General features: G+C 40.4%; 26 protein-coding genes, 1 riboswitch and 1 other annotated feature. Of the genes, 8 read left to right on the forward strand and 18 right to left on the reverse strand.

Annotated elements, in window-relative coordinates:
• The first annotated feature begins 65 nt into the window (after positions 1 to 65).
• Both CGICJO_RS11700 and CGICJO_RS11705 read left to right on the forward strand, forming a co-directional pair.
• Positions 66 to 1,412 (forward strand): alanine/glycine:cation symporter family protein, encoded by a 1,347-nt coding sequence (locus CGICJO_RS11700; protein ID WP_486499030.1) that lies wholly within the window; start codon positions 66 to 68, stop codon positions 1,410 to 1,412.
• A gap of 212 nt (positions 1,413 to 1,624) precedes the next feature.
• Positions 1,625 to 2,005: a BlaI/MecI/CopY family transcriptional regulator gene (locus CGICJO_RS11705; RefSeq protein WP_486499031.1), complete on the forward strand. Its 381-nt coding sequence runs from the start codon at positions 1,625 to 1,627 to the stop codon at positions 2,003 to 2,005.
• Between the two features lie 117 nt (positions 2,006 to 2,122).
• Here the strand turns inward: CGICJO_RS11705 and CGICJO_RS11710 are convergent, their stop codons facing one another.
• From CGICJO_RS11710 to yfmF, 12 genes are all read right to left on the reverse strand, one after another.
• Complete coding sequence (locus tag CGICJO_RS11710; protein ID WP_486499032.1) at positions 2,123 to 2,983, reverse strand: YitT family protein; 861 nt, start codon at positions 2,981 to 2,983, stop codon at positions 2,123 to 2,125.
• 15 nt (positions 2,984 to 2,998) lie between these two features.
• On the reverse strand, positions 2,999 to 3,406 hold the full coding sequence (locus tag CGICJO_RS11715) for a Mini-ribonuclease 3 (RefSeq protein WP_087376132.1): 408 nt from the start codon (positions 3,404 to 3,406) through the stop codon (positions 2,999 to 3,001).
• A gap of 28 nt (positions 3,407 to 3,434) precedes the next feature.
• The gene (gene obgE, locus CGICJO_RS11720) at positions 3,435 to 4,706 is read right to left on the reverse strand and encodes a GTPase ObgE (protein WP_087376131.1); all 1,272 of its coding nucleotides are present in this window, start codon (positions 4,704 to 4,706) and stop codon (positions 3,435 to 3,437) included.
• 77 nt (positions 4,707 to 4,783) lie between these two features.
• Positions 4,784 to 5,089: a hypothetical protein gene (locus CGICJO_RS11725; protein ID WP_087376130.1), complete on the reverse strand. Its 306-nt coding sequence runs from the start codon at positions 5,087 to 5,089 to the stop codon at positions 4,784 to 4,786.
• 82 nt (positions 5,090 to 5,171) lie between these two features.
• Positions 5,172 to 5,456, reverse strand: coding sequence for a 50S ribosomal protein L27 (gene rpmA, locus CGICJO_RS11730; protein WP_087376129.1), 285 nt, complete (start codon positions 5,454 to 5,456; stop codon positions 5,172 to 5,174).
• 4 nt (positions 5,457 to 5,460) lie between these two features.
• Positions 5,461 to 5,781 (reverse strand): ribosomal-processing cysteine protease Prp, encoded by a 321-nt coding sequence (locus CGICJO_RS11735; RefSeq protein ID WP_486499033.1) that lies wholly within the window; start codon positions 5,779 to 5,781, stop codon positions 5,461 to 5,463.
• Between the two features lie 2 nt (positions 5,782 to 5,783).
• Entirely contained in the window at positions 5,784 to 6,092 is a 309-nt protein-coding gene (gene rplU, locus CGICJO_RS11740) for a 50S ribosomal protein L21 (protein ID WP_087376127.1), read from the reverse strand.
• Between the two features lie 14 nt (positions 6,093 to 6,106).
• Positions 6,107 to 6,180: a sequence feature (ribosomal protein L21 leader region), on the reverse strand.
• Positions 6,181 to 6,200: 20 nt separating this feature from the next.
• Positions 6,201 to 8,435, reverse strand: coding sequence for a ComEC/Rec2 family competence protein (locus CGICJO_RS11745; protein ID WP_486499034.1), 2,235 nt, complete (start codon positions 8,433 to 8,435; stop codon positions 6,201 to 6,203).
• A 26-nt stretch (positions 8,436 to 8,461) separates the two neighbouring features.
• Complete coding sequence (gene folD, locus CGICJO_RS11750) at positions 8,462 to 9,319, reverse strand: bifunctional methylenetetrahydrofolate dehydrogenase/methenyltetrahydrofolate cyclohydrolase FolD (RefSeq protein ID WP_486499035.1); 858 nt, start codon at positions 9,317 to 9,319, stop codon at positions 8,462 to 8,464.
• Entirely contained in the window at positions 9,307 to 10,143 is an 837-nt protein-coding gene (gene lgt, locus CGICJO_RS11755) for a prolipoprotein diacylglyceryl transferase (protein ID WP_486499036.1), read from the reverse strand. The genes folD and lgt overlap by 13 nt, the downstream gene beginning before the upstream one ends.
• 38 nt (positions 10,144 to 10,181) lie before the next feature.
• Complete coding sequence (gene yfmH / locus CGICJO_RS11760; RefSeq protein ID WP_486499037.1) at positions 10,182 to 11,456, reverse strand: EF-P 5-aminopentanol modification-associated protein YfmH; 1,275 nt, start codon at positions 11,454 to 11,456, stop codon at positions 10,182 to 10,184.
• A gap of 2 nt (positions 11,457 to 11,458) precedes the next feature.
• Entirely contained in the window at positions 11,459 to 12,736 is a 1,278-nt protein-coding gene (yfmF, locus tag CGICJO_RS11765; protein ID WP_486499038.1) for an EF-P 5-aminopentanol modification-associated protein YfmF, read from the reverse strand.
• 226 nt (positions 12,737 to 12,962) lie between these two features.
• Positions 12,963 to 13,059, forward strand: a riboswitch (purine riboswitch).
• Positions 13,060 to 13,123: 64 nt separating this feature from the next.
• On the opposite strand from yfmF, the gene CGICJO_RS11770 reads away from it, so the two are divergent.
• Positions 13,124 to 14,518, forward strand: coding sequence for an NAD(P)/FAD-dependent oxidoreductase (locus CGICJO_RS11770; protein WP_486499039.1), 1,395 nt, complete (start codon positions 13,124 to 13,126; stop codon positions 14,516 to 14,518).
• Positions 14,519 to 14,587: 69 nt separating this feature from the next.
• Entirely contained in the window at positions 14,588 to 15,085 is a 498-nt protein-coding gene (locus CGICJO_RS11775) for a prolyl-tRNA synthetase associated domain-containing protein (protein ID WP_087376120.1), read from the forward strand.
• A 61-nt stretch (positions 15,086 to 15,146) separates the two neighbouring features.
• Here the strand turns inward: CGICJO_RS11775 and CGICJO_RS11780 are convergent, their stop codons facing one another.
• The 3 genes from CGICJO_RS11780 to CGICJO_RS11790 are packed head-to-tail and all read right to left on the reverse strand — an operon-like array spanning position 15,147 to position 17,085.
• Positions 15,147 to 16,136: an alpha/beta hydrolase gene (locus CGICJO_RS11780; protein ID WP_486499040.1), complete on the reverse strand. Its 990-nt coding sequence runs from the start codon at positions 16,134 to 16,136 to the stop codon at positions 15,147 to 15,149.
• 25 nt (positions 16,137 to 16,161) lie between these two features.
• Positions 16,162 to 16,569, reverse strand: a complete 408-nt coding sequence (locus tag CGICJO_RS11785) for a cupin domain-containing protein (RefSeq protein ID WP_486499041.1) — start codon at positions 16,567 to 16,569, stop codon at positions 16,162 to 16,164.
• Between the two features lie 12 nt (positions 16,570 to 16,581).
• Complete coding sequence (locus CGICJO_RS11790; protein ID WP_486499042.1) at positions 16,582 to 17,085, reverse strand: flavodoxin; 504 nt, start codon at positions 17,083 to 17,085, stop codon at positions 16,582 to 16,584.
• 117 nt (positions 17,086 to 17,202) lie between these two features.
• Here CGICJO_RS11790 and CGICJO_RS11795 point away from each other — a divergent pair, with 117 nt between their 5' ends.
• Positions 17,203 to 18,099, forward strand: a complete 897-nt coding sequence (locus tag CGICJO_RS11795) for a LysR family transcriptional regulator (protein ID WP_486499043.1) — start codon at positions 17,203 to 17,205, stop codon at positions 18,097 to 18,099.
• Between the two features lie 47 nt (positions 18,100 to 18,146).
• Here CGICJO_RS11795 and CGICJO_RS11800 read toward each other — a convergent pair whose 3' ends face one another.
• The 3 genes from CGICJO_RS11800 to CGICJO_RS11810 are packed head-to-tail and all read right to left on the reverse strand — an operon-like array spanning position 18,147 to position 20,554.
• Complete coding sequence (locus CGICJO_RS11800) at positions 18,147 to 19,259, reverse strand: SLC13 family permease (protein WP_486499044.1); 1,113 nt, start codon at positions 19,257 to 19,259, stop codon at positions 18,147 to 18,149.
• A 23-nt stretch (positions 19,260 to 19,282) separates the two neighbouring features.
• Positions 19,283 to 20,026 carry an NAD-dependent protein deacylase gene (locus CGICJO_RS11805; protein WP_486499045.1) on the reverse strand — a complete coding sequence of 248 codons (744 nt, stop codon included), beginning with the start codon at positions 20,024 to 20,026 and terminating at the stop codon, positions 19,283 to 19,285.
• A 27-nt stretch (positions 20,027 to 20,053) separates the two neighbouring features.
• Positions 20,054 to 20,554, reverse strand: a complete 501-nt coding sequence (locus tag CGICJO_RS11810; RefSeq protein WP_486499046.1) for a hypothetical protein — start codon at positions 20,552 to 20,554, stop codon at positions 20,054 to 20,056.
• 125 nt (positions 20,555 to 20,679) lie between these two features.
• Between CGICJO_RS11810 and CGICJO_RS11815 the strand changes: the two genes are divergently transcribed.
• The 3 genes from CGICJO_RS11815 (at position 20,680) to CGICJO_RS11825 (ending at position 22,374) form a co-directional block, all read left to right on the forward strand.
• Positions 20,680 to 21,090: a ribonuclease Z gene (locus tag CGICJO_RS11815; protein ID WP_486499047.1), complete on the forward strand. Its 411-nt coding sequence runs from the start codon at positions 20,680 to 20,682 to the stop codon at positions 21,088 to 21,090.
• Positions 21,087 to 21,992, forward strand: coding sequence for a DNA/RNA non-specific endonuclease (locus CGICJO_RS11820; protein WP_486499048.1), 906 nt, complete (start codon positions 21,087 to 21,089; stop codon positions 21,990 to 21,992). Before CGICJO_RS11815 ends, CGICJO_RS11820 begins: the two co-directional genes overlap by 4 nt.
• A gap of 97 nt (positions 21,993 to 22,089) precedes the next feature.
• Positions 22,090 to 22,374 carry an ArsR/SmtB family transcription factor gene (locus tag CGICJO_RS11825; protein ID WP_486499049.1) on the forward strand — a complete coding sequence of 95 codons (285 nt, stop codon included), beginning with the start codon at positions 22,090 to 22,092 and terminating at the stop codon, positions 22,372 to 22,374.
• Positions 22,375 to 22,415: the final 41 nt, after the last annotated feature.

The raw sequence follows: 22,415 nt of genomic DNA on the forward strand, positions 1-22,415 counted from the left end.
TGAAATAAAAAATGCCTTCGTCACATATAAATGTTTTAAAGCGTTTATATGTCCGGAGGCTTTTTATGTTTCTGCAATTCTTTACATACATAAATGATTTCTTATGGAATAACTTTCTTATTATTCTGCTTCCCGCAATACATATTTATAATACGGTAAAAACCGGATTTGTACAAAAAAGACTTTTTAAAGGAATACGGCTTTCAATGAAACGGACAGATTCAGGCGACGGCATAAGCCCTTTTAAAGCACTTACCTGCACCCTGGCTTCAACAATAGGCACAGGAAATATCATAGGTGTTGGCACAGCAATTGTTTTGGGCGGGCCGGGAGCTGTTTTCTGGTGCTGGATTGGAGGTTTGCTGGGAATTGCCACCAAGTACGCCGAAACCTATCTTGCCGTAAAATACAGGACAAAAACAAAAGACGGCTCTTACCGAGGCGGCGCAATGTATCTTTTAAAAAACCAGCTTAACATGCCCATAAGTGCTGTTTTGTTCTCGGTTTTCGGACTTGCCGCTTCCTTTGGAATAGGCTGTGCAGTACAGACAGGTGCTATTTCTCAGACGTTAAAAAACTGTTTTTCAGATGCTGTTTTGCTGTCCTTTTCCGGAGTAAACATAACTGCCGTGGAACTTTTTACAGGAATTGTCGCCGGCTTGCTGTGCTCGGTTTCAATTATCGGCGGCGTAAAGTCTGTTTCAAAAATATCCGAAATCCTTGTTCCCGCTATGGCTTTGCTTTATATGGGAGGATGTTTGTTTTTACTTTTTGCATACAGACATTATCTTCCCGACGCATTTGCCTCTATTCTCAGTGAAGCTTTCGGTTTTAAAAGTATTGCCGGAGGGTTTACCGGAGCTTTATTTATAAATGCCTGCCGCTACGGAATTTCCAAAGGACTTTTTTCCGGAGAGTCTGGAATGGGTTCGGCGCCTTTGATATCTGTTGAAGCTCAGACAGACTCTCCGGACACTATAGCTCTCATAACCTCCACGGGAACATTTTGGGACACCGGTGTTTTATGTTTTCTAACTGGCCTTACCGCTGTGACCACCGCAATCGCCACGGGAATAGACATCTCCTCTGTTGACGGAGAAGCCCTTATGTACTTTGTTTTTTCAAGAATTCCTTACGCAGGAAAACTAATAATCGTTACATGTATTTTATTTTTTGCTTTTACCACATTGTTGGGATGGAGCTGTTACGGGGAAAAATGCTGTATCTTTCTATTTGGAGAAAAGTCAGTAGGAAAATTTCGCTATTTATGGGTTATTGCTTCAATTATTTCTCCTTTTGTCCCCATGATTTTTATATGGTGTCTTTCCGATTTATTTAACGGACTTATGACAATTCCTAATATAGTAGCAGTATTTTTATTATCCAATTATATTAAAAATAACCAAATATAACTTATATAAGTGTTAAAATTAGTCCTGATATAGGAGCTAATACATTTATAAAAAACAATATTATATACATAATTATGCTAAAAATATACATATTCGTTTAAAAAACCCTGTATTTCAATTGACAATATGACATTATAATTATATAATAATAGTGATATATTTTTATTTGGTGAATTATGTTATACTATAAAAATGAGAAGGAGTTAATAAATATGTTGACAAAAAGTGAAGAGGAAATCTTGGACTTACTTTGGACAGAAAATAGACCCATGACAAGTACTGAAATTGTCAATTTATCAGTAAACAGAACTTGGAAAAAAAGCTATATTCATCTTTTGATCAACTCCCTGTTAAAGAAGGAAGTAATCAAAGTTGAGGGATTTGTAAAAACCACAAAAAACTATGCAAGAACTTTTGTACCTGTGTTCACAAGAGAAGAATATGCGGTTAAGCAATTTACAAACAGCAGCGAGTTTAATAAAGGCTCAAAGGAAAATCTTTTTGCGGCTCTTATAGAAAATACAGATGACCCACAGGTTATTGATAAATTGGAAAAGATGCTTGAGCGAAAAAAACAGGAACTCAAATGCTGATATTCTTCTCACTTGTATGCAATGCTTTTTTGGGGGAAATATGCTTTGCATACATTTTTTAATATACATATAAAAACGGGAATGTATTTAAAAGTACATTCCCGTTTAGTATTTTAATTATCTGTTTCTGAAACCTTTGCCCATTATATTTTCCGCATCGGTTACAACTATAAAGGACATGCGGTCGATGTCTTCGGCTATTCTTCTCACCTTATAAACCTGACGTGGTCTTAATGCGCACAAAACAACCTTTTTATCGTCCCCTGTATATCCTCCCTTGCCGTCAACAACAGTTACACTTCTCTCTACATTTTCGATTATCTCTTTGGTTATCTCAGCATACTTTGAGGTTATGATAAACATAAGCTTTCCGTTATCCCTTGCAAAGCCCTTTGTAACCGTATCTATAACCTTAACGCTCAGGAAAATAGAGATTGATGTGTACATTGCACTCTCTATTCCGCCGTAAACAGGTATTGTGGCAAAAATTATAAGAGCGTCTGCCAGTAATATCAGTTTGCCTACAGAAAGAAAAGGAAGATGCTTGTGAATATTCTGAGCTACAATATCCACACCGCCGGTTGAACCGCCACGATAGAAAATCAGACCCAAACCACAGCCGCTTAATATTCCTCCGAACATGGCAGCCAACAGCTTTTCGCCGTGATAACCTGTAGTAAATGATGAAATAACATCAATCGCCACAGATGACACCACTATGGCCACCACAGTTTTTGCAAGGTAGCTTTTACCGTTTTCGACAAGTCCCCATATAAGCAGAGGTATATTCATAATCATTGTTGTTATACCTATAGGTGTGTTGAATACGAAATTAAGCATAATCGACACACCGGTCAGTCCGCCCTGGGCTATATTATTCGGAGCTGTAAAACAGCTTACTGCCACCGCATAAATAAGACTTCCGAAAATTATGGTTGTCCAATCTGTAATATCGTGAAAAAACCTTTTCTTTGTCATAAAACAAACCTCCTTTTAAAGAAGTTCTTCCTTTACGGCAAAATCGAATATTTCAGTTATCCTGTCTATTTTATTTTGAAGATACAAAAATCCAAGCAAGGCTTCAAAGCCTGTTGCGCTGTGATAATCGGCAGCGCTGGAATTTTTCGGAACATTATTCACTGTGGAATTTCTTCCACGCTTGTACACTGACATTTCTTCTTCCGTCAGGAAATCCGCATCCAAAAGCTTTTTCATAGCCTTTGACTGAGCCTGACAGCATACCACCGAAATTTTAAGCCTGTTAAGCTCTCCAACCGGTCTGTTTGCCTGTGTAACAAGAAAATCACGAATAAGCAAGTCGTAAACCCCGTCACCCAAAAAAGCAAGGGTCAAAGGAGATACCGACTTTGCACGACATTCCTTATCTATAAACTTCTCCATCTTTTCTCCTCTTTGCGTCTAAATCCTATTACTCAACGAAATCAAATTCCAAATCATAGATTGAAACCGTATCGCCTTCGTTTATTCCAGCCTCACGGAGAGCGTCGATAACGCCGCTGTTTATGAGAACTTTCTGGAAATAGTTAAGGCTTTCGTAATCGTCAAAGTTTACGGACTTAATGACATTGAGAAGCCATTTACCCTCAACAAAATAAATACCGTCGTGTACTGTGATTTTAACATCGTGTCTGCCCACATTTTCTGCCGCAACAACCGGCACAGGCTCTGCCTCGTAAACCGCTATAGGCGGAAGCTTTGAGAGCATCTCCTGAATTTTATTGAGAAGAGGATCAACATCATATCTGATAGCCGCCATAATTGGAAAGAACATGTAACCTTTTTCCTCGACGTAGTTTTTAAAATTCTCTATTTGTTCATCTGTTGCAAGGTCGCATTTGTTTCCGGCTACAAGCATTGGACGTTTGGCAAGCTCCGGGTTAAACTTTTCAAGCTCTCTGTTTATTATTTCAAAATCCTCAATAGGGTCTCTTCCCTCACTGCCGGAAATATCCACAATATGAACAAGCAGTCTGCATCTTTCAACATGTCTTAAAAACTGGTGTCCCAGTCCTGTGCCTTCCCATGCGCCTTCGATAAGACCCGGAATATCAGCCATTACAAATGAGCTTCCCTCGCCCATTGAAACAACTCCCAGAACAGGTGTTATTGTGGTAAAGTGGTAGTTGGCTATAACCGGCTTTGCCTGAGAAACAACGGAAACAAGTGTTGATTTTCCTACATTTGGAAAACCGACCAAGCCAACGTCAGCCAAAAGCTTCAGCTCAAGCTGAACGTCGAACTCTTCGCCCGGAAGTCCAGGCTTTGCAAAACGTGGAGTTTGTCTTGTCGGAGTTGCAAAATGGGTATTTCCCCAGCCGCCTTTTCCGCCTCTTGCCACAACTACAGGTTCTTTTGTGGAAACGTCAGCCATAAGTCTGCCTGTTTCCGCATCCTTAACAAGAGTTCCTATAGGCACATGTATAATAAGGTCCGGTGCATTTTTTCCGTTTCTGCGTGCCGCTTTTCCGTTTTCACCCTTTTGTGCCAGATATTTTCTCTTGTATCTGAAATCAGCCAGGGTGGAAAGGTTGCTGTCAGCCACAAAAACTATATTGCCGCCCTTGCCGCCGTCTCCGCCGTCAGGGCCGCCGGAAGCGATATATTTTTCTCTGTGAAAAGACACAGCGCCGTCTCCGCCGTCGCCTGCCTTAATTTTAATTTTTGCTACATCTACAAACATATATACCTCCCAAAGGCAAAAAATCCTTTAATATTATCTTGCTTACATGCAAAATATTACTAAATCATATATAAACTCTATTTTATTTCTTTTTTGTCAGGGTTTTTATCTTCCTTTTCGGATTTACGTGTTCTCACAAAATCTCTTATGAGGAAAAATTCAGCTGCAGCTCCTCCGCATATTCCAAGTACAAGAAAAAGCCAGTTTTGCTCTTTCACCGCATGGAAACACCAGACAAAAACCACGGCTATAACGGAAAGCGACCACCAAATGTTGCCAACCGAGGCTTTGACCTTCTGTGTGGGGAACTTTGCGCTGAAAAAAGGAAAGTACCAATACTTTTTATTATTGTCTTTTTTATTTCTGTTATTAAATTCTTTCATCTTATCACTTATTAAAGGGATAAAAGGTTAAACAATAAGGGCGGATAAATTATATCCGCCCCAAAGGTTTTGTGTTAATAAATTACTGCTCAACAGGATAAACGCTTGCACGCTTTCTGTCCTTGCCTACACGCTCGAAACGAACAACGCCGTCAACCTTAGCAAAGAGAGAATCGTCAGAACCTCTGCCAACATTCACACCCGGGTGAATGTGTGTGCCTCTCTGCTTAACAAGGATATTTCCTGCAAGAACGTGCTGACCGTCTGCACGCTTAACGCCAAGACGCTTTGACTCACTGTCACGGCCGTTCTTTGTAGAACCCATACCTTTTTTATGAGCGAACAACTGGATATTTATCTTCAACATTACCTTACACCTCCGAAATTTTAACTTTAATGAAATCTTGATACTGCTCTGAAAGAGCCAGCACATGGAGCTTTAAACCCTCGGTTATCACCGAACACTTTAAAGCGTCCTGCAAACTCAGTTTTAAAACAAGAAAACCATCGGACAAATCAATCTCAGGCTTTGCGCCGATTACATCGGTTATAGTGTTTGCAGCCATATAAGCCGCTGAACTCACCGCCGCACAAACAATGTCGCTTCCGCTTTCACTGTAGCCGGAATGACCTTTTATGGAAAACTCCACAATGCCCGTGCCTTTTCTTTGTTTAAACTCCGCTGCAATCATAATCAGCCGTTGATTGAGTTAATCTCAACCTTTGTGTAAGGCTGTCTGTGACCCATTTTTCTCTTCTCGCCCTTCTTTGGCTTGTAGGTCATAACATTGATTTTCTTGCCCTTACCGTTCTTGAGAACTGTGCCTGTAACTGTTGCACCCTCAACATAAGGAGCGCCAACCTTAATACCGTCGTCAGAACCAAGAGCTACAACTTTGAAATCAACTGTTGCATTTTCCTCTGCTGCAAGCTTTTCAACGAAGATAACGCTGCCGTTCTCTACTTTGTACTGCTTGCCGCCTGTTTCGATAACTGCGTACATAATTTAAGTACCATTCCTTTATTCAGACTCGCTACCGTGGGCGGGGCATACCTCTTCTAAGCCCACAATATGCGGCTTATATACTATACCATAACAAAAGGCTGATTGTCAATGGCTTTTTTCATTTTTCCTGGACATATTTAAAACCACGTTTTCATCCTTTGTTTTTGCCGTAAAATCGTAGTTTATCAGGTTTGTTCCTTTATAGTCATCGTCGCTTGTATCCACAAAAATCATACAGCTTAAAAGCTGAGAATTTTTAATATTTCCTCCGCCCACAATGATGTCGGCATATCTGTATTCCTCAGGAAGATTTTTAATATCAGCCATTTTGGGAATTATCAAAAGGCTGTAACCCTCGGAAATTTTTACATACTGATAGAACCCGTTGCCCTCTTTTATGTATTTGATAATTGCTTTGTTCCAGAGAGTCGCTTCTCCTGTATCCTGCTGTAAATAGGTCACGTTTCCGTTTTCATCTATTGCGTTTAATGTTTCCTCGTCGGTCTTTTCGTTGTGATAGAAAAGCACGTTTTCTGCGCCTATCTCCTGCAAAATTTCATCTGCATATATGCCGGAATTTTTATAGTTCTCAGTTACCGCCAGAAAGCTGAGTTTTCCCTTTACCGTGCTTTCTATATAGCTGATAACCTCGTCATCGAAGTTGTATTTTCCGGCAGTGGAAAGCATGGCACTTTTGTTGTCTATGGTAAGCAGTACTGTGTTTCCTCCCCCGTTTCTTAAAACGTGGAGCTTCATGGTTCCCATGCCCCACAGGTTTCCTGCAAGAATACACGCAACCAAAATTGTAAAGCTTGCGGTCACAATGGGCAAAACCGAGCCAAATTTTTTCTTGAAACGTCCGCCGACTGCAAACATAGCCACAGTTATTATTATCCAAAAAATATAAAAATTATCTTTAACGTCTATCTTGCTAAAAGGAAGCTCTCCCAAGAATTTAACTGTATTCAGCACATAGCCGGAAAGTATCTGACTTATAAATCCGAAGGCTGATGACAGGTATACAAAAAATCCGGCAAATCCCGAAAGCACCGCAAACAAGACAAAAAGCAAGGCGCAGATTATGAGAGGTGAAGAAAGAGGAACTATCAAAAGGTTTGTAACAATTCCCACCAAGGATATCTCCTGAAAGAACCAAACCTGCAAAGGCAGTACACCTATTGTGGCGCTTAGAGATACTGAAACACAGGACAAAACTATATCCGTAAAACTTCCGATAAATTTCTTTTCCTTTATAACCTCAAACCAACCGCCTTTTAGAAAAGCATTTATTCTTCCGTTCCAAAGCAAAATACCCAAGGTCGCCGTAACCGACAAAAGAAGTCCTATATTTCCTCCGGCATATGGGTTTGCAGCTGTCAGTATGAGAACCGCCAAGCCCAAAGATGAAAAAGAGTCGGGCTTCCGGTTAAACAGCATACCGATTACGTAAACTATAAACATAACGCCTGCACGGACTACCGACGGAGAAAATCCCGTAATTCCCATGTAAAGAACTATCACAGCGCAGGAACCGAACACGTACAGAAACTTATTTTTCAAAAGCTTTCTCAGTATAAAGAGAAAACACATTCCAACCACCGACATATGAAGACCGGACACAACAATAAAATGGGAAACTCCGGATTTTCTGAAGCTCTCTATTGTGTATTCCGACATCTGTGATTTATCTCCTAAAACAAGAGCCTTGAAAAATGAGGCGTTTTCCTCGGTCATTCCATTGTCGAAAATATGGGAAATACTTTCCCTTATCTGTGACGAAAGCTTGTAAAGGGAAAAGCCTGTAAACTTTTCAACTTCTATTCCGAAATTTGTTTCAGCCTTAACTGTGAAATTTATTCCATTTGAGATATAGTAGCTGTTGTCAGTGTTTAAAAGGGTCATATCCGTTGATATTATATCTCCGATGTCTGCGTCTATGTAAAGGGGACAGCTTAAAATCACTCCTGCGCTGACCTCTTCATCATCGATTGTCAAAGTTTCCAGGGTGTAATAATATCTTTCATATTTGTATTCCGGCTTTTCACATACCCTTGCGGTTACATAACAATCTGTATCGCCGTACTTCTCCCTTAAAGGAACAAAATAACAATCCGTATGCACTGTATAGGAGATAACGCCCAAAAGCATGGCAAGGCACACCATAAATTTATCAAAAGGCACTTTAACCCTTTTCTTCAAAAGGAGTTTGACTGTCAGGGCGATTGCAAAACAAATGACGAAAATCAAAACCGCCCACAAAAACAAAGAGGACTTGACATAAAAAGCCGTGGCTATAACAGCAAGATAGGTTATTCCCAAACACGCCAACGGTCTTTTCATTTCAAGCCCTCATTTTTTAAAATTTTTTATTCTTCAATTCCGTTCTGAAGCTTTGCGGCTTTCAGAGTATTTTTCATAAGCATAGCTATTGTCATTGGACCTACTCCGCCCGGAACAGGTGTAATAGCTTCCGCTTTATCCTTTACATTTTCAAAGTCAACATCTCCGCAGAGCTTGCCGTTTTCGTCACGGTTCATGCCAACATCGATTACTACAGCTCCCTCTTTTACCATATCCGCTGTTACAAATTTAGCCTTTCCTATAGCTGCAACGAGAATGTCAGCCTTTGCGCAGATTTCCTTGAGGTTTACTGTTCTGCTGTGGCAGATTGTAACTGTTCCGTGCTTATGGAGCAAAAGCATTGCCATAGGCTTGCCCACAATATTGCTTCTTCCGATAACCACACAGTTTTTAGATTTCGGGTCGATGTCGTATTCCTTGAGCATTTCCATAACGCCTGCCGGAGTACATGGGAGAAAATCGTAATCGCCTATCATAATTTTACCCACGTTTACAGCATTAAAGGCGTCAACGTCTTTTAACGGACTTATAGCCTCTATAACCTGCTTTTCATCCAAATGCTTCGGCAAAGGAAGCTGAACCAAAATTCCGTTTATTTCCTTGTCGTTGTTAAGCTCGTTTACAAGGTCTAAAAGCTCCTGCTGTGTTGTTTTCTCAGGAAGCGCATATTCTCTTGAAATAAAGCCAACCTCTGCACAGGCCTTTTTCTTATTGTTTACATAAACTCTGGAAGCAGGGTCATTTCCCACAATTACAACTGCAAGTCCTACGCTTACACCCTTTTCCTTGAGTTCTTCTGTTTCTTTGGCAACATTGGCTCTTACCTTTGCAGAAACCAGCTTGCCGTCTATTATTCTTGACATTTTAAATGCGCTCCTTTCAGCTTGTTCTTATTTCTTAAACCAAACACAATCAACAGGATAATTCCCAAAACCATTATTGCAAAGGACAACACCTGTGAAACTCTTGGAGTGTATCCGAAAATTGAAAAATGCATATAAAGGCTGTCTGTTCTCAAGCCCTCTACAATCATTCTTTCAAATCCGTACCAAACCATATACATGAAGAAAATCTGTCCGTGATATTTGTAGAATTTTTTGCTGACAAAATGCAAAATCACGAATCCCAGCAAGCACCAGATTGACTCGTACAGGAAACATGGATGAACTCCCACTCCTCCGGTGTTCTCGCTTACCATTCTCCAAGGCAAGTCTGTAGGAGTTCCGAAAGCTTCCTGATTCATAAAGTTACCCCAGCGGCCTATTCCCTGTCCTATGAGAAAACCTAAAGCCACTAAATCCAATATATTCATTATTTTTTGTTTTTGAAGTTTTGCAACCAAGCATCCCGAGGCGAGTGCTCCGATTATGCCTCCATATATAGCCAAGCCTCCGTCGTGTATCTGAATGATTTTCAGCAGGTCTCCTGCGTATCTGTCCCATTCAAAAAACACATAGTAAAGTCTTGCTCCGATTACACCGAAAATAAGTCCAACTATTACGCAGTTAAAAAGCTTGTCTTTGTTTATTTCAAATCTGTCCGCCGTCTTAAAGGCATACAGCATTGCAAGAACCATTCCTACTGCAATTATAATTCCATACCAGTATATTTTATAATTGCCTATCTGAAAGGCAACCGGATTTATTGTAAATTCCCATCCAAAACCCGGAAAACTAACATTGTACATAGAGTCACCGTCCATTCCCTTAATTCAACCCTTTAAAATTACTGCTTCTGAGGCACAATCACTGACAGCACGCTTCTGTCTGTCATAAGCATATTGTCAAGGCGTTTTTTAGCGCCGTCCATATCGGCATTGGCCACAGCGTTGGCATAGTTAAAGAGGTTTCCTCCGAACAATGCACAGTCCATAAGGGCGTTTCCTATAAATGAAGGTGAATTGAAGGAACCTATTAAATCACCGTAAACGGTTTTCTTTGCTATTTCAAAATCTTCCTCTTCAAAACCATCTCTCTTGACCTTTTCAATATAGTCTTTAATCATCTTTGCCACTTTTTCAGGCTCACGGGATTCTCCGGAAAGAATTGAAACCGCATATCCAGGACCCTCGCTGAATTCATAGCAGAATGAGGAGTTTATAAGTCCGGCGTCAAGAAGCTGGGTGTAAAGCTTGCCGGTAGAGGAAAAAAGCATTGTCATTACAATTTCATTTAAAGCCGCTTCTTCATCTGAAAGCTTTTTGCTTCCGTTTTCCTTAAATCCCAAATTAAAGAGTGGGACTGCTACAGGGAATTCCTGCTCCACATAATCTTTGGAAACTCCCTCGCTTTCAGGCTCAAAGAAGGATTCAACCTTTTTAGGCTTCTGCTCCTTTAAAACCTCGTCGGCGATTTTCAAAACTGTTTCCATGTCTGCGTTTCCTGCAACGCAAAGAGCCATGTTGCTGAGATTATAGAAAGTGTTGTAGCACTGATAAAGTAAATCCGCTGTTATATGGGAAATTGACTCCACTGTTCCGGCTATATCAATTTTTACCGGGTGCTTTTCGTACATAGCCTCAAGCATATTGAACATTACACGCCAGTCCGGGCTGTCGTCGTACATTTTTATTTCCTGTCCGATTATGCCCTGCTCTTTCTGAACTGTCTGAGGTGTAAAGTAAGGTGATGTTACAAAATCCAAAAGTATTCTCAAGCTGTCCTCAAAATTATCGGAGCATGAGAAAAGATAACAGGTTTTACTAAAGCTTGTATAGGCGTTGGCGTTGGCGCCTGTTTTTGCGTATCTTGCAAAGGCGTCTCCATCCTCGCTTTCAAAAAGCTTATGCTCAAGATAATGGGCTATACCGTCGGGAACGGTTACTTTTTCTCCTCCGTCAACGCTGAAACATCTGTTGACGCTTCCGTACTTTGTGCCGAATATGGCGTAGGTGCTTCTGTATCCCTCTTTAGGGAACACATATATATCAAGTCCCGATTTATGGGTTGTTTTATAGTATTTTTCGGACAGCGCCGGTGACACTATTTCTTCTATCTTCATTTTCATCCTTCTTTCTGGTTTCCTTTAAGAACATAAATTGTATCGGTTTTCAAAAGGTTTGCAGCCTCTACAACCTGTTCCTTTGTAACCTTCATAATACCTTCCAGCTTTTCATCAAGGTTTTTAAAGCTGTTTTCAAAGACCTGAGAGCTGTACCATGCTTCTATGCCGTCTACAGAGTCGTCAAGTGTTCTGAATGAATCGCAGAGACTGAGCTTTGCAGACTCCATTTCAAAGTCTGAAATGTTGCCCTTTTTCATTTCCTCTATTTCTGCAAATATGGCTTCTTTTGCCTTTTCGATGTTTTCGCTTTCAACGCCGCTTTCTATTCTCAAGATACCCTTTCTTCCGTCGTATCTTGAAGAGCAGTAATAGCAAAGGCTCAGCTTTTCTCTTACATTGTTAAAAAGCTTTGAATGTGCTGTGCCTCCTAAAACTGTGCTCATAAGCTTCATGGCGTCTGCTCTCGGGTCAAGTGAGTCAACTCCGGTTCTCATTCCTATAATAAGCTTTGACTGGGAAAGCTCCATTTCCTCGGTTACGTTCTTTACCTCTTTTACATCGGAAACCACTTTATTTTCAAGCTTTGCAGGCTGTCTTTCCACATTTGAAAATGCTTTTTCAAAAACATTTCTTGCTTCTTCTGCTCCCTTGCCGCCTACAAAGAATATTTCAAATCTGGCGGTTTTCAAAAGCTCCTGCCATCCATTATAGAGGTTTTCGCAGTCGATTTTATTTATTGTGTCAACGCCGCCGTGTCTTGTAATTCCGTAAGGCTCACCCTCGCACATTATCTCTGTGCATCTCAAAGCGGCGTAAACCTGCTTGTCGTTAAACTGTGCGTCTATATACTCTATAAGCTGTCTGCGCTCCTGCTCCAAATCCTCACTGTCAAATTTTCCGTCTTTTACTTTCGGCTTAAACAGCACCTCACAAAGAAGCTTTGAAACCTCTTCGGCAACGCTTTCGCCGCCCAAAGCAAATCTATCGTCTATTGCAGAAACCACAAGCTTCAATGTTCTTACGTCGCCGCTTTTATTGGCTCCTCCGCTTACTGTTGCTCCGTAAAGACTTCCCAGCTTTCTGCTGAACTGCATAAGGGTCGGATATTCCTCACAGGATTTAGTGAGAACCTGAGAAAGCATAGCTGACATTGCGGCTGATTCCCTTGTAAGAGGAATATAAGCCGTACAGCTTAATTTCATTGTTTTAAATCTTTCCACCTTCACGCTGTTAAAAAACACGTTAGGTGCGATTTCCTTTCTTTCAATATTTGTCATTTTACCAACTCCAAAATAAATTTAATGGATTGAACCCAACTAAAATTTCAAAATATTACCTGTTTAATTTATTTATTATACCACAACTCACAGGCTTTTAAAAGCATTTGAAAAAATATAGTAATGCAGGTATAAAAAATCTTATATCTATTGAAAAAGTGGCAGAAATTTTATATAATAAAGCTGAAAAGTATACAAAAAGCTATTGACAACTACACGCAAATATGATAATATTTTTGAGTTTGATTATATAAATTCACATTGACGGGTGAATGTTTCTACCGGCTGCCTTTCAGCTGACTATAATCTATCCTTTGCGGGTAAATTATATTGTCAGGAAAGGCTTTTTTTATGCCATTTTCATTTTTATTAAGGAGAGGATATTTTATGAAATCAAATTATGACGTAATAATTATAGGCGCAGGCCCTGCCGGAATTTTTACAGCTATTGAAATGTTAAAGTGCGGTTCTCAGAAGAAAATTTTAATTATCGAAAAAGGAAGCGCCATTGAAAACAGACGCTGTCCGAAACACATAACAGGAAAATGCATGAACTGCAAGCCTTACTGCCACATAACCACCGGATTTTCAGGAGCCGGCGCTTTTTCCGACGGAAAGCTTTCTCTTAGTCCTGAAGTAGGCGGAGATTTGCCCGACCTTATCGGAGAAAATCTCGCCGCTGAAACTATCGCCTACACAGATAAAATCTATCTTGAATTCGGAGCAGATACAAAGATTGAGGGTATCGGAAACGACGACGCTGTTAAGAGAATAAGAAAAAGAGCCATTCAGGCGGGACTTAAACTTGTGGACTGTCCTATACGCCATTTGGGCACTGAAAAGGCTCAGGAAATCTACTACGCCATTGAGCAGCATCTCCTGAAAAACGGCGTTGACATGATGTTTGGCACAGAATGTGAGGACATAATTTTAGAGGACGGAAAATGTCTCGGTGTAAGACTTAACACCAAAGAGGGCAAGGTGGAAATAAAGGCTCCTCACACCGTTGTGGCAACGGGCAGACGTGGCGCAGACTGGCTGGAAAAAATCTGCTATGAACACAAGATAGCTCATCAGCCGGGAACAGTTGACATCGGCGTAAGAGTTGAAGTGAGAAACGAAATCATGGAAACCGTAAACAATGTTTTGTACGAGTCAAAGCTTATCGGCTACCCTGCTCCTTTCAAAAATAAGGTAAGAACCTTCTGCCAAAACCCAGGCGGCTTTGTAAGTCAGGAAAATTACGACAACGACCTTGCAGTTGTAAACGGACATTCTTACAAGGAGCTTAAATCCCAGAATACAAACCTTGCTATTCTCTGTTCTCATAACTTCTCTGAGCCTTTCAATCAGCCTATAGCCTACGCCCAAAAGGTTGGCGAGCTTACCAACATGTTAGGCGACGGAAAAATACTTGTTCAGCGTTTCGGCGATATTCTTGACGGAAAGAGAACATGGGAAAAAGAGCTTTCCCGTTCAAATATCAAACCTACACTTCCGGACGCAGTAGCAGGCGATATAACAGCCGCCATGCCTTACAGAGCTATGATAAACATAATCAACTTTATTCAGGCGGTTGACCATGTTGTTCCCGGCTTTGCTTCTACTGAAACACTTCTCTATTCTCCGGAACTGAAGTTCTACAGCAACAAGGTAAAGCTTGACAAGGACTTTAACACAAACGTGGAGGGACTTCACTGTCTGGGCGATTCCAGCGGCTGGACAAGAGGTCTTATGATGGCTTCCGTTATGGGTGTTTTGATGGGAAGAAAATTAAAGTAATTTTCTGTTGAGTTTTTTTCCATAATGTCTTATAATGTAGCAGAAGTATTATTTAAGGAAGAGAAAACAATGAACAAACAACAGATTTATTACATGCTTGACCATAACGGCTACAACTATTTTTCTGTAGACCATCCGGCGGTTTTCACCATTGAGGAAATGGAAAACTGCAATTTACCATACATGGAATATGTGGCTAAGAATTTATTTTTAAGGGATGACAAAAAAGAGCATTATTACCTTGTGGTTATGACCCACGACAAATCGGCGGATTTGAAAAAGCTCAAGGACGTTATAGGCTCCAGAAAACTCAGCTTTGCATCAGAAGTTGACCTTGCCATTAAGCTCGATTTAATAAAGGGTTCTGTTACCCCTCTCGGAATTTTAAACGATGAGGACAGAAGCGTTGAAGTTATAATCGACAACGACATAATGAACAACGAAAAGGTAGGCGTTCATCCAAACACAAACGAGGCAAGCGTTTGGCTTTCCCCTATGGATATGGTGAAAATTATCGAGGACCACGGAAACAAAATTAAATTTATAGATATTCCCAAAGCGGGATAATTTCATAAAAAGATAAAAGCCTTTCTACAGCTTATAAACACTGTAGAAAGGCTTTTTTATATCAGATTAAATTTTCTTTGAAGAACTTTTCTATCTTGTCAAAAGGAATTGCATTTTTACCGCCGCCGTCGTACAAATCAGTATGCACTGTGTCGGGAATAATCATCAATTCTTTGTTGTCGGGATTAGGATTATTCTTCATCATATTTTCGTAGGCGTCCTTGCTGAAATAGCAGGAATGAGCTTTTTCTCCGTGAATCATAAGCACAGCACTGCGTATTTCATTGCTGTAGCTCAAAATAGGCATATTCATAAATGACATACAGCCTATCACATTCCAGCCATTGTTGGAGTTCAAGGAACGCTTATGATAGCCACGGTTTGTTTTATAATAGTCATAATAATCCTTAACAAAGAAAGGAGCATCCTCAGGCAACGGGTCTACAACCCCTCCGCTCAGCGCATAATTTCCTGATTTAAAATCTGCTGTTCTCTGAGCATTTAAAGCTTTTCTTTTTTCAAAACGAGATTGCTCGCTGTCTTCACTGTCAAAGTAACCTTTAGAGTTTACACGGCTCATATCGTACATTGTGGATGTAACCGTCGCTTTAACCCTTGTATCAAGAGCCGCTGTGTTCAATGCAAGACCGCCCCATCCGCATATACCTATAATTCCAATCTTCTCAGGGTCAACATTTTTCTGTACTGAGAGAAAATCCACAGCCGCCTGAAAGTCCTCTGTATTTATATCAGGTGAAGCCATGTATCTTGGCTCGCCGCCGCTTTCACCTGTAAAGGACGGGTCAAAAGCTATTGTTAAAAATCCTCTTTCTGCCATTGTCTGGGCATACAATCCTGACGCCTGCTCCTTAATCGCTCCGAACGGGCCGCAGACTGCAATAGCACTGAGCTTTCCTTCTGCATCCTTAGGCTCGTAAAGGTCAGCCGCCAATGTAATTCCATAACGGTTTTTAAAGGTCACCTTTCTGTGATTTACTTTATCGCTTTTTGGAAATGTTTTATCCCATTCATTTACCAGATTAAGTGTCATTTTTGTTTATCCTCCTTTTTTCTCATTAGAGTTTATCATATTCCTCATCGGAAACCGGTTCGCACCATTCTGTTTTGCAGTTTTCTCCCGGAACTTCCAGCGCTAAATGCTGAAACCATGAATTTGCCGCCGCTCCGTGCCAGTGCTTAACTCCTGCCGGAATATTTACAACGTCGCCGGGCTTGAGTTTCAATGCGGGTTTTCCCCACTCCTGATACCAGCCCTCTCCTGCTGTTACAATAAGCATCTGTCCGCCGTTTTTATCCGCATGATGTATATGCCAGTTATTGCGGCATTTTGGCTCAAAGGTAACATTCCCCACAGGAACCTGCTCTGTAGACAACATATTCAGATAGCTCTGTCCTATAAAATATTGTGCATAGCCGTCGTTTTTATCTCCCATTTTAAAAACACTCAATTCATTAACACTCATGTTAAAACCTCCTTAAATCCAGTTCTCTATGTCTTTTCTTGCTCTGCTCACTCTTCCGCCGTTAATTGCAAGGCCTGCTTCCACCTTTGCTTTCGGGCAAAGCTTTTTAATGTCCTTTACACTTCCGCTTAAACCGCTTCCCTCATGGGTGCAGAAAGGCTTTATTGTTTTTCCGCTGAAATCAAAATGTTCAAGGAAAGTAAATACAGCCATGGGCATAGTGCTCCAATAGTTTGGATATCCAAGATAAATAACGTCGTAATCATCTATGCTTTCCGGATACCTTTTAAGCTCCGGTCTGGCATTTTTTCTCTGATCCTCCTGAGCCTGGGCTATACATTCGTTGTAGCTCTTTGAATAGGGATTAACCTGTTCAATTTTAAACAAATCAGCTCCTGTCAACTCTTGGATTATACCTGCGGCAATTTCCGTGTTGCCAACTTCAAGTTCTTTTATAAGTCCGTTAACATAGTTTTCGTCTGCTCTTGAATAAAAAGCTATTAACTTTTTCGACATTTTAATCCCTCCGTTTTGTTTTCTGATTACAGTATAACACTTTCTCCATTGACTTGGAATTTCCGATATGTTATCATCGTATTAACTTAAAGTTTATACAGATTCAAGGAGGTACGTATGTATAATCCTTTGCTTGATACTTTTATCGCTGTGGCAGACTGCAAAAGCTTTACCAAAGCCGCCGACAAGCTTTATATTTCACCGACTGCGGTTATGAAACAGATGAATACACTTGAGAATCACCTCAATTTAAAGCTTATTGAAAGAAGCCCCTCCGGTGTCAGCTTAACTCCTGCCGGGGAGATGATTTACCGTGACGCTGAATTTATTATAGACTATTCAAAAAAATCTATTGCCGCCGCTCAAAACATGGCTCACGCCCACGACACCACCTTTTGTGTTGGGACTTCCCTGCTTAATCCGGCGAAACCTTTTATGGATTTATGGTACCGCATAAATCAAAGCTTTCCGGATTATAAGCTTCATCTTGTTCCCTTTGAGGACAACCACGAGGGAATATTGTCTGAGATAAAAAAACTGGGGGAAAAATTTGATTTTCTTATAGGGGTCTGCGACTCAAAAATGTGGCTTTCTTTGTGTCAGTTTATGCCCTTGGGACGATATAAAAAGATGGTAGCTGTATCAAGGGAACACCGTCTGGCTTCAAAAAAGCTCATAAACATTGAGGACTTGTACGGAGAAACTCTGATGATGGTAAGTCCCGGAGATTCCGGTGCAAACGACTTTATACGAAGCGATTTAGAAAAAAATCACCCTCAAATAAAAATTGAAGATACACCGCATTTTTACGACTTATCTGTATTTAACCGCTGTGCAGAAACCAAAAATGTACTGCTCACAATAGAATGCTGGCAGGATGTACACCCGGGTCTTGTTTCCATTCCGGTAAACTGGGATTACAGTATTCCCTACGGTTTACTTTACAGTCTTGACCCGCCTGAGGATGTACTGCGCTTTGTAAAAGCGGCTGAGGATTTTACAAATAAAGCTTAACACAAAAAGAGAGCCTATCCATTTTGAATAGACTCTCTTTTATATTATTAAAGTAAAAACAGCACCGCTCCCACGCAAAATATGGCGAGAAACAGGAAATTCAGTATGGTGAAAAGTACAAAATATTTTCCGGTTTGTGCGCCCTCTGTCTTTATGTAAAGCTTTAAGGATATAAGGCTTGCAAGGGAGGCAACCACCGTTCCCAGTCCTCCTATATCGGTTCCCAAAAGCAGTGCTCGCCAATTATCGGTAAATCCGGCAAGCAAAACTGCGGAAGGCACATTGCTTATAATCTGGCTTGCGCCGGCAGAGGTAAAGAAAGGCGAAATACTCATAAGATTTCCAAGAAACTGTGAAACCTGATGAATGTTTCCGATATTCTCTGCAAATATGAAGAAGCACACAAATGTGAGCAAAAGAAAATAGTCGATTTTTAAAAGTATGGTTCTGTCATAGGCTATAAGGAAAAATGTAACCACGCCAAGAATTATCAGATAATGAACCACACGGAAAACCGCCAGCAGACACAAAACAAAAAGCAGAAAATACAGCCATCCCGACAGCTTATTACAGTGGGTTTCATCATCAAAAGTCACCTGCTGTCCGTCGCCCCTACAAAGAAAATATGTGGTTACTGTCACGAGAACAAAGCTTGCTATAACCACCGGCAAAAGCGTCATTATAAACTCCAAAGAATCCGGCTCGAAAGCTGAATAGATAAACAGGTTTTGAGGATTTCCCACAGGAGTTGCCATACTTCCCAGATTTGCTGCTATTGTCTGCATAACCACAACCCTCATGAGATATTTTTTCTCTTTGAGATTTCCCAAAATCATAACCGCAAAGGGCACGAAAACTATCAGGGAAACATCGTTTGTTATAAGCATTGAGGCAAAAAATGGCAGCCACACAAGTAAAAGTGACACAAATCCCAATGACTTTTGACCTTTCAGCATTTTCGCTCCCACCGACGAAAAAAAGCCGCACTTTTTAAGCCCCGCAACCACCGCCATAAGACAGAACAACAGCGAAAGCACTCTCCAGTCTATGTAACCGAAATAGTCCAAAGACGGCGGAGAAAAAAATGCCGAAATCACCGTACAGGCGGCAGCAATACAGAGAACTGCCTCGTTTTTTATGAAATTTTTAATTTTTGTCATTCTTCATACTTCCTCATTTTTTCTTATTTTTCCAGATACTCAACCACTTCTATAACATCCTCGTTTATTGCCATATTGGCGATGGTGTCATAGGAGGTTTTTGATTTATTTATAAGTATCATATTTTTACCTTTATAATATCTTATAAATGACGCCGCAGGATATACAACCAGTGAGGTTCCTATAACTATAAGCGTATCGGCATTGGCAATTGCATTTATTGCACCCTCAATTACATCTCCGTCCAGCGGCTCTTCATACAGAACTACATCCGGCTTTATTATTGCCTTGTCCTCTGTACAGCGTGGAATACCCTGAGAATTAGCAATATATTCAAGGCTATAGCTCTTTTTGCATTTGGTGCAGTAATTTCGTGCAACGCTTCCGTGAAGCTCAAAAACCTTACTGCTTCCAGCCTTTTGATGAAGTCCGTCTATGTTCTGTGTTACAACAGAAACATCCTTTCCCTGTTTTTCAAGGTCTGCAAAATACTTGTGAGCCTTGTTTGGCTGTGCATTGGGATAAAGCATTTTTGATTTATAAAAGTCATAAAACAGGTCGGGATTTCTCACAAAAAAGCTGTGGGAAATAATCTCCTCCGGACTGTAGTTATATCCGCTTTTCTGATTGTAAAGTCCGTCTGCGGAACGGAAATCAGGAATACCTGAGGGACAGCTTATTCCTGCTCCTGTAAACACACAGATTTTTTTGCTGTTTTTAATTATCTCTTTTAACTCCTTCGATTTTTCCATATTTTCAGCTTTCATGGCTTTTGACCTCCTGTTCATTATATTTTAAAGTCCGTCTGTATCGGCTTTTTCAAGGACTTTTTTATAGGGCATTAACATTCCCTCGTTCATCTTATTTCCCATTTTTTTCTGCATTTTAGGATTTGACGCCAATCCGCCTATAAGCATTATAAACAACATTCTGCCCCTTTGCTTCTGAGGGAAATCGTATACCCCGTGTTTTTTATAAAACTTATGGTCGGCTTTCATAAGACCTCTCATAACATATATAAGGTCACGGAATATCTTCATGCCGCCCACTCCGTAAAAAGCTCTGGGAAGCACATAGAAATTTTCCAAAGAATAACACAGCTTCTTTGACATGCTTTCAATACCGCTGAAATCACAGCCAACCCCTGCAAGAAAATTATGTCCCACATCCGCTCTGGCTTCGATTATTGTTTTCAGATTCTGTTCCCTTTCGTAATCTCCACAGATAAGATATCCTATAGGCATACCCTCGGTTACGGTTCTGTGTCCGTTACAGAACTGTCTGTCATCGTACATTATAGAATAAAAATCCTGTATATTCAACAATTTATTTTTGCTCATCGAATAACCGGGTTTAGTTATTGTATCCTTAATCAAAAAGATATATAATATCATTAAAATAATAAATCGGTGGTGAAATAATGACTTTAATTTGCTGTGTTGATGACAACATGGGAATGACCTTTAACAAAAGACGTCAAAGCCGTGATATAGAGGTTACCAACGTCGTTATAAATCTGGCTAAAAACGGAAAATTGTTCATAAATCCATATTCAAAGAAGCTTTTTGAAGAGGCGGGATTTAATGATTTTATAATTCATGACGACAGTTCTTTGGATTTTCCCGACAACTCATATTTCTTTAACGAAACCGCTGCCCCGTCGGTTTTTGAAAAATCTGCTGACGAAATAATTTTGTTTCGCTGGAACAGAGCTTACCCCGGGGATATTCACTTTGATATAAATTTAAACAGCGGATGGAAGCTCATATCTTCTAAGGAATTTGCGGGAAAATCCCACGAAAAAATTACAATTGAGGTATACAAAAGATGAAAAAGCTATATTTAAGATTTGCCGCCCTGTTTATCTCGGCGACAATGATTTTTACCGGATGCTCATTTAGCCTATCATTAAATGAGCCTGATAATTCTCAGGTGGTTGTTGTGGACAACTTTACAGCTCCTGACTGCAACGACCAAATACCCTATTATTACGACTCACCATATACAATAGTAAACAACAACGAGCCGTATTTTGAGGAATCCGACTACACAACCGAATCCTTTGAAGCATACAGTCCCCTTGACAGTCTCGGAAGATGTACCATGGCTTATGCCAATGTGTCAACGGACACAATGCCCACCGAGGACAGAGGTTCAATAAGTCAGGTGAAGCCTACAGGCTGGCAAAGCACAAAATACGACAATGTGGACGGCGGCTACCTTTATAACCGCTGTCATCTGATAGGCTGGCAGCTCACCGCAGAAAACGCCAACGAGGAAAACCTTATCACAGGAACACGCTATCTAAATGTAGACGGTATGCTTCCTTTTGAAAATATGATTGCAGACTACATAAAGGAAACAGGAAACCATGTGCTTTACAGAGTAACTCCTATTTTCTTTGATGATGACTTGGTGGCTTACGGCGTTAGAATGGAAGCAAAATCCGTTGAGGACGACGGCGAGGGTATTTGCTTCCATGTATTCTGCTATAATGTTCAGCCTGGAATTGATATCGACTACAGCGACGGAACCAGCTCCCTTGCTGACACAAAACCAACCGATTCAAACCAGCAGCAGAAATATATCTTAAACACAAACTCCCGTGTTTTTCATCTTCCGGACTGCTCAAGCGTAAGTTCCATGAGTGACAAAAACAAAGAGGAATTTAATGGTTCAAGAGATAAACTGATTGATGAGGGATATAAACCATGCAGCAGATGTAATCCGTAAAACAAGCCGGCATTTTAAAAGTGCCGGCTTTTCTAAAAATTATATATTGACAATCATCTATGTATTGCATATAATAAAAATAAAGGCTGGTGATTTTATGAACGCAGACACAAAAAGAATTGCAGAGATATTCAAGGCTTTAAGCGATGAAAACCGTGTGGAAATACTTATTATGCTTTCCAAAGGTGAAAAATGCGCCTGTAAGCTTTTAGAGGAGCTGGAGGTTTCACAGCCTACACTGTCTCACCACATGAAAATACTGTGCGATTCTAAACTTGTAAACGCCCGCAAAGAGGGCAGATGGATGCACTATTCCCTTTCACAGGAGGGCATTAACGAAATATCAAATTACCTTTCCGATGTTTTCGGAAAAAATCAATAAGCTATATTGCCGTGGAAATAATCCACGGTTCTTTTAAGACA

The organism is Candidatus Limousia pullorum (assembly GCF_057405065.1).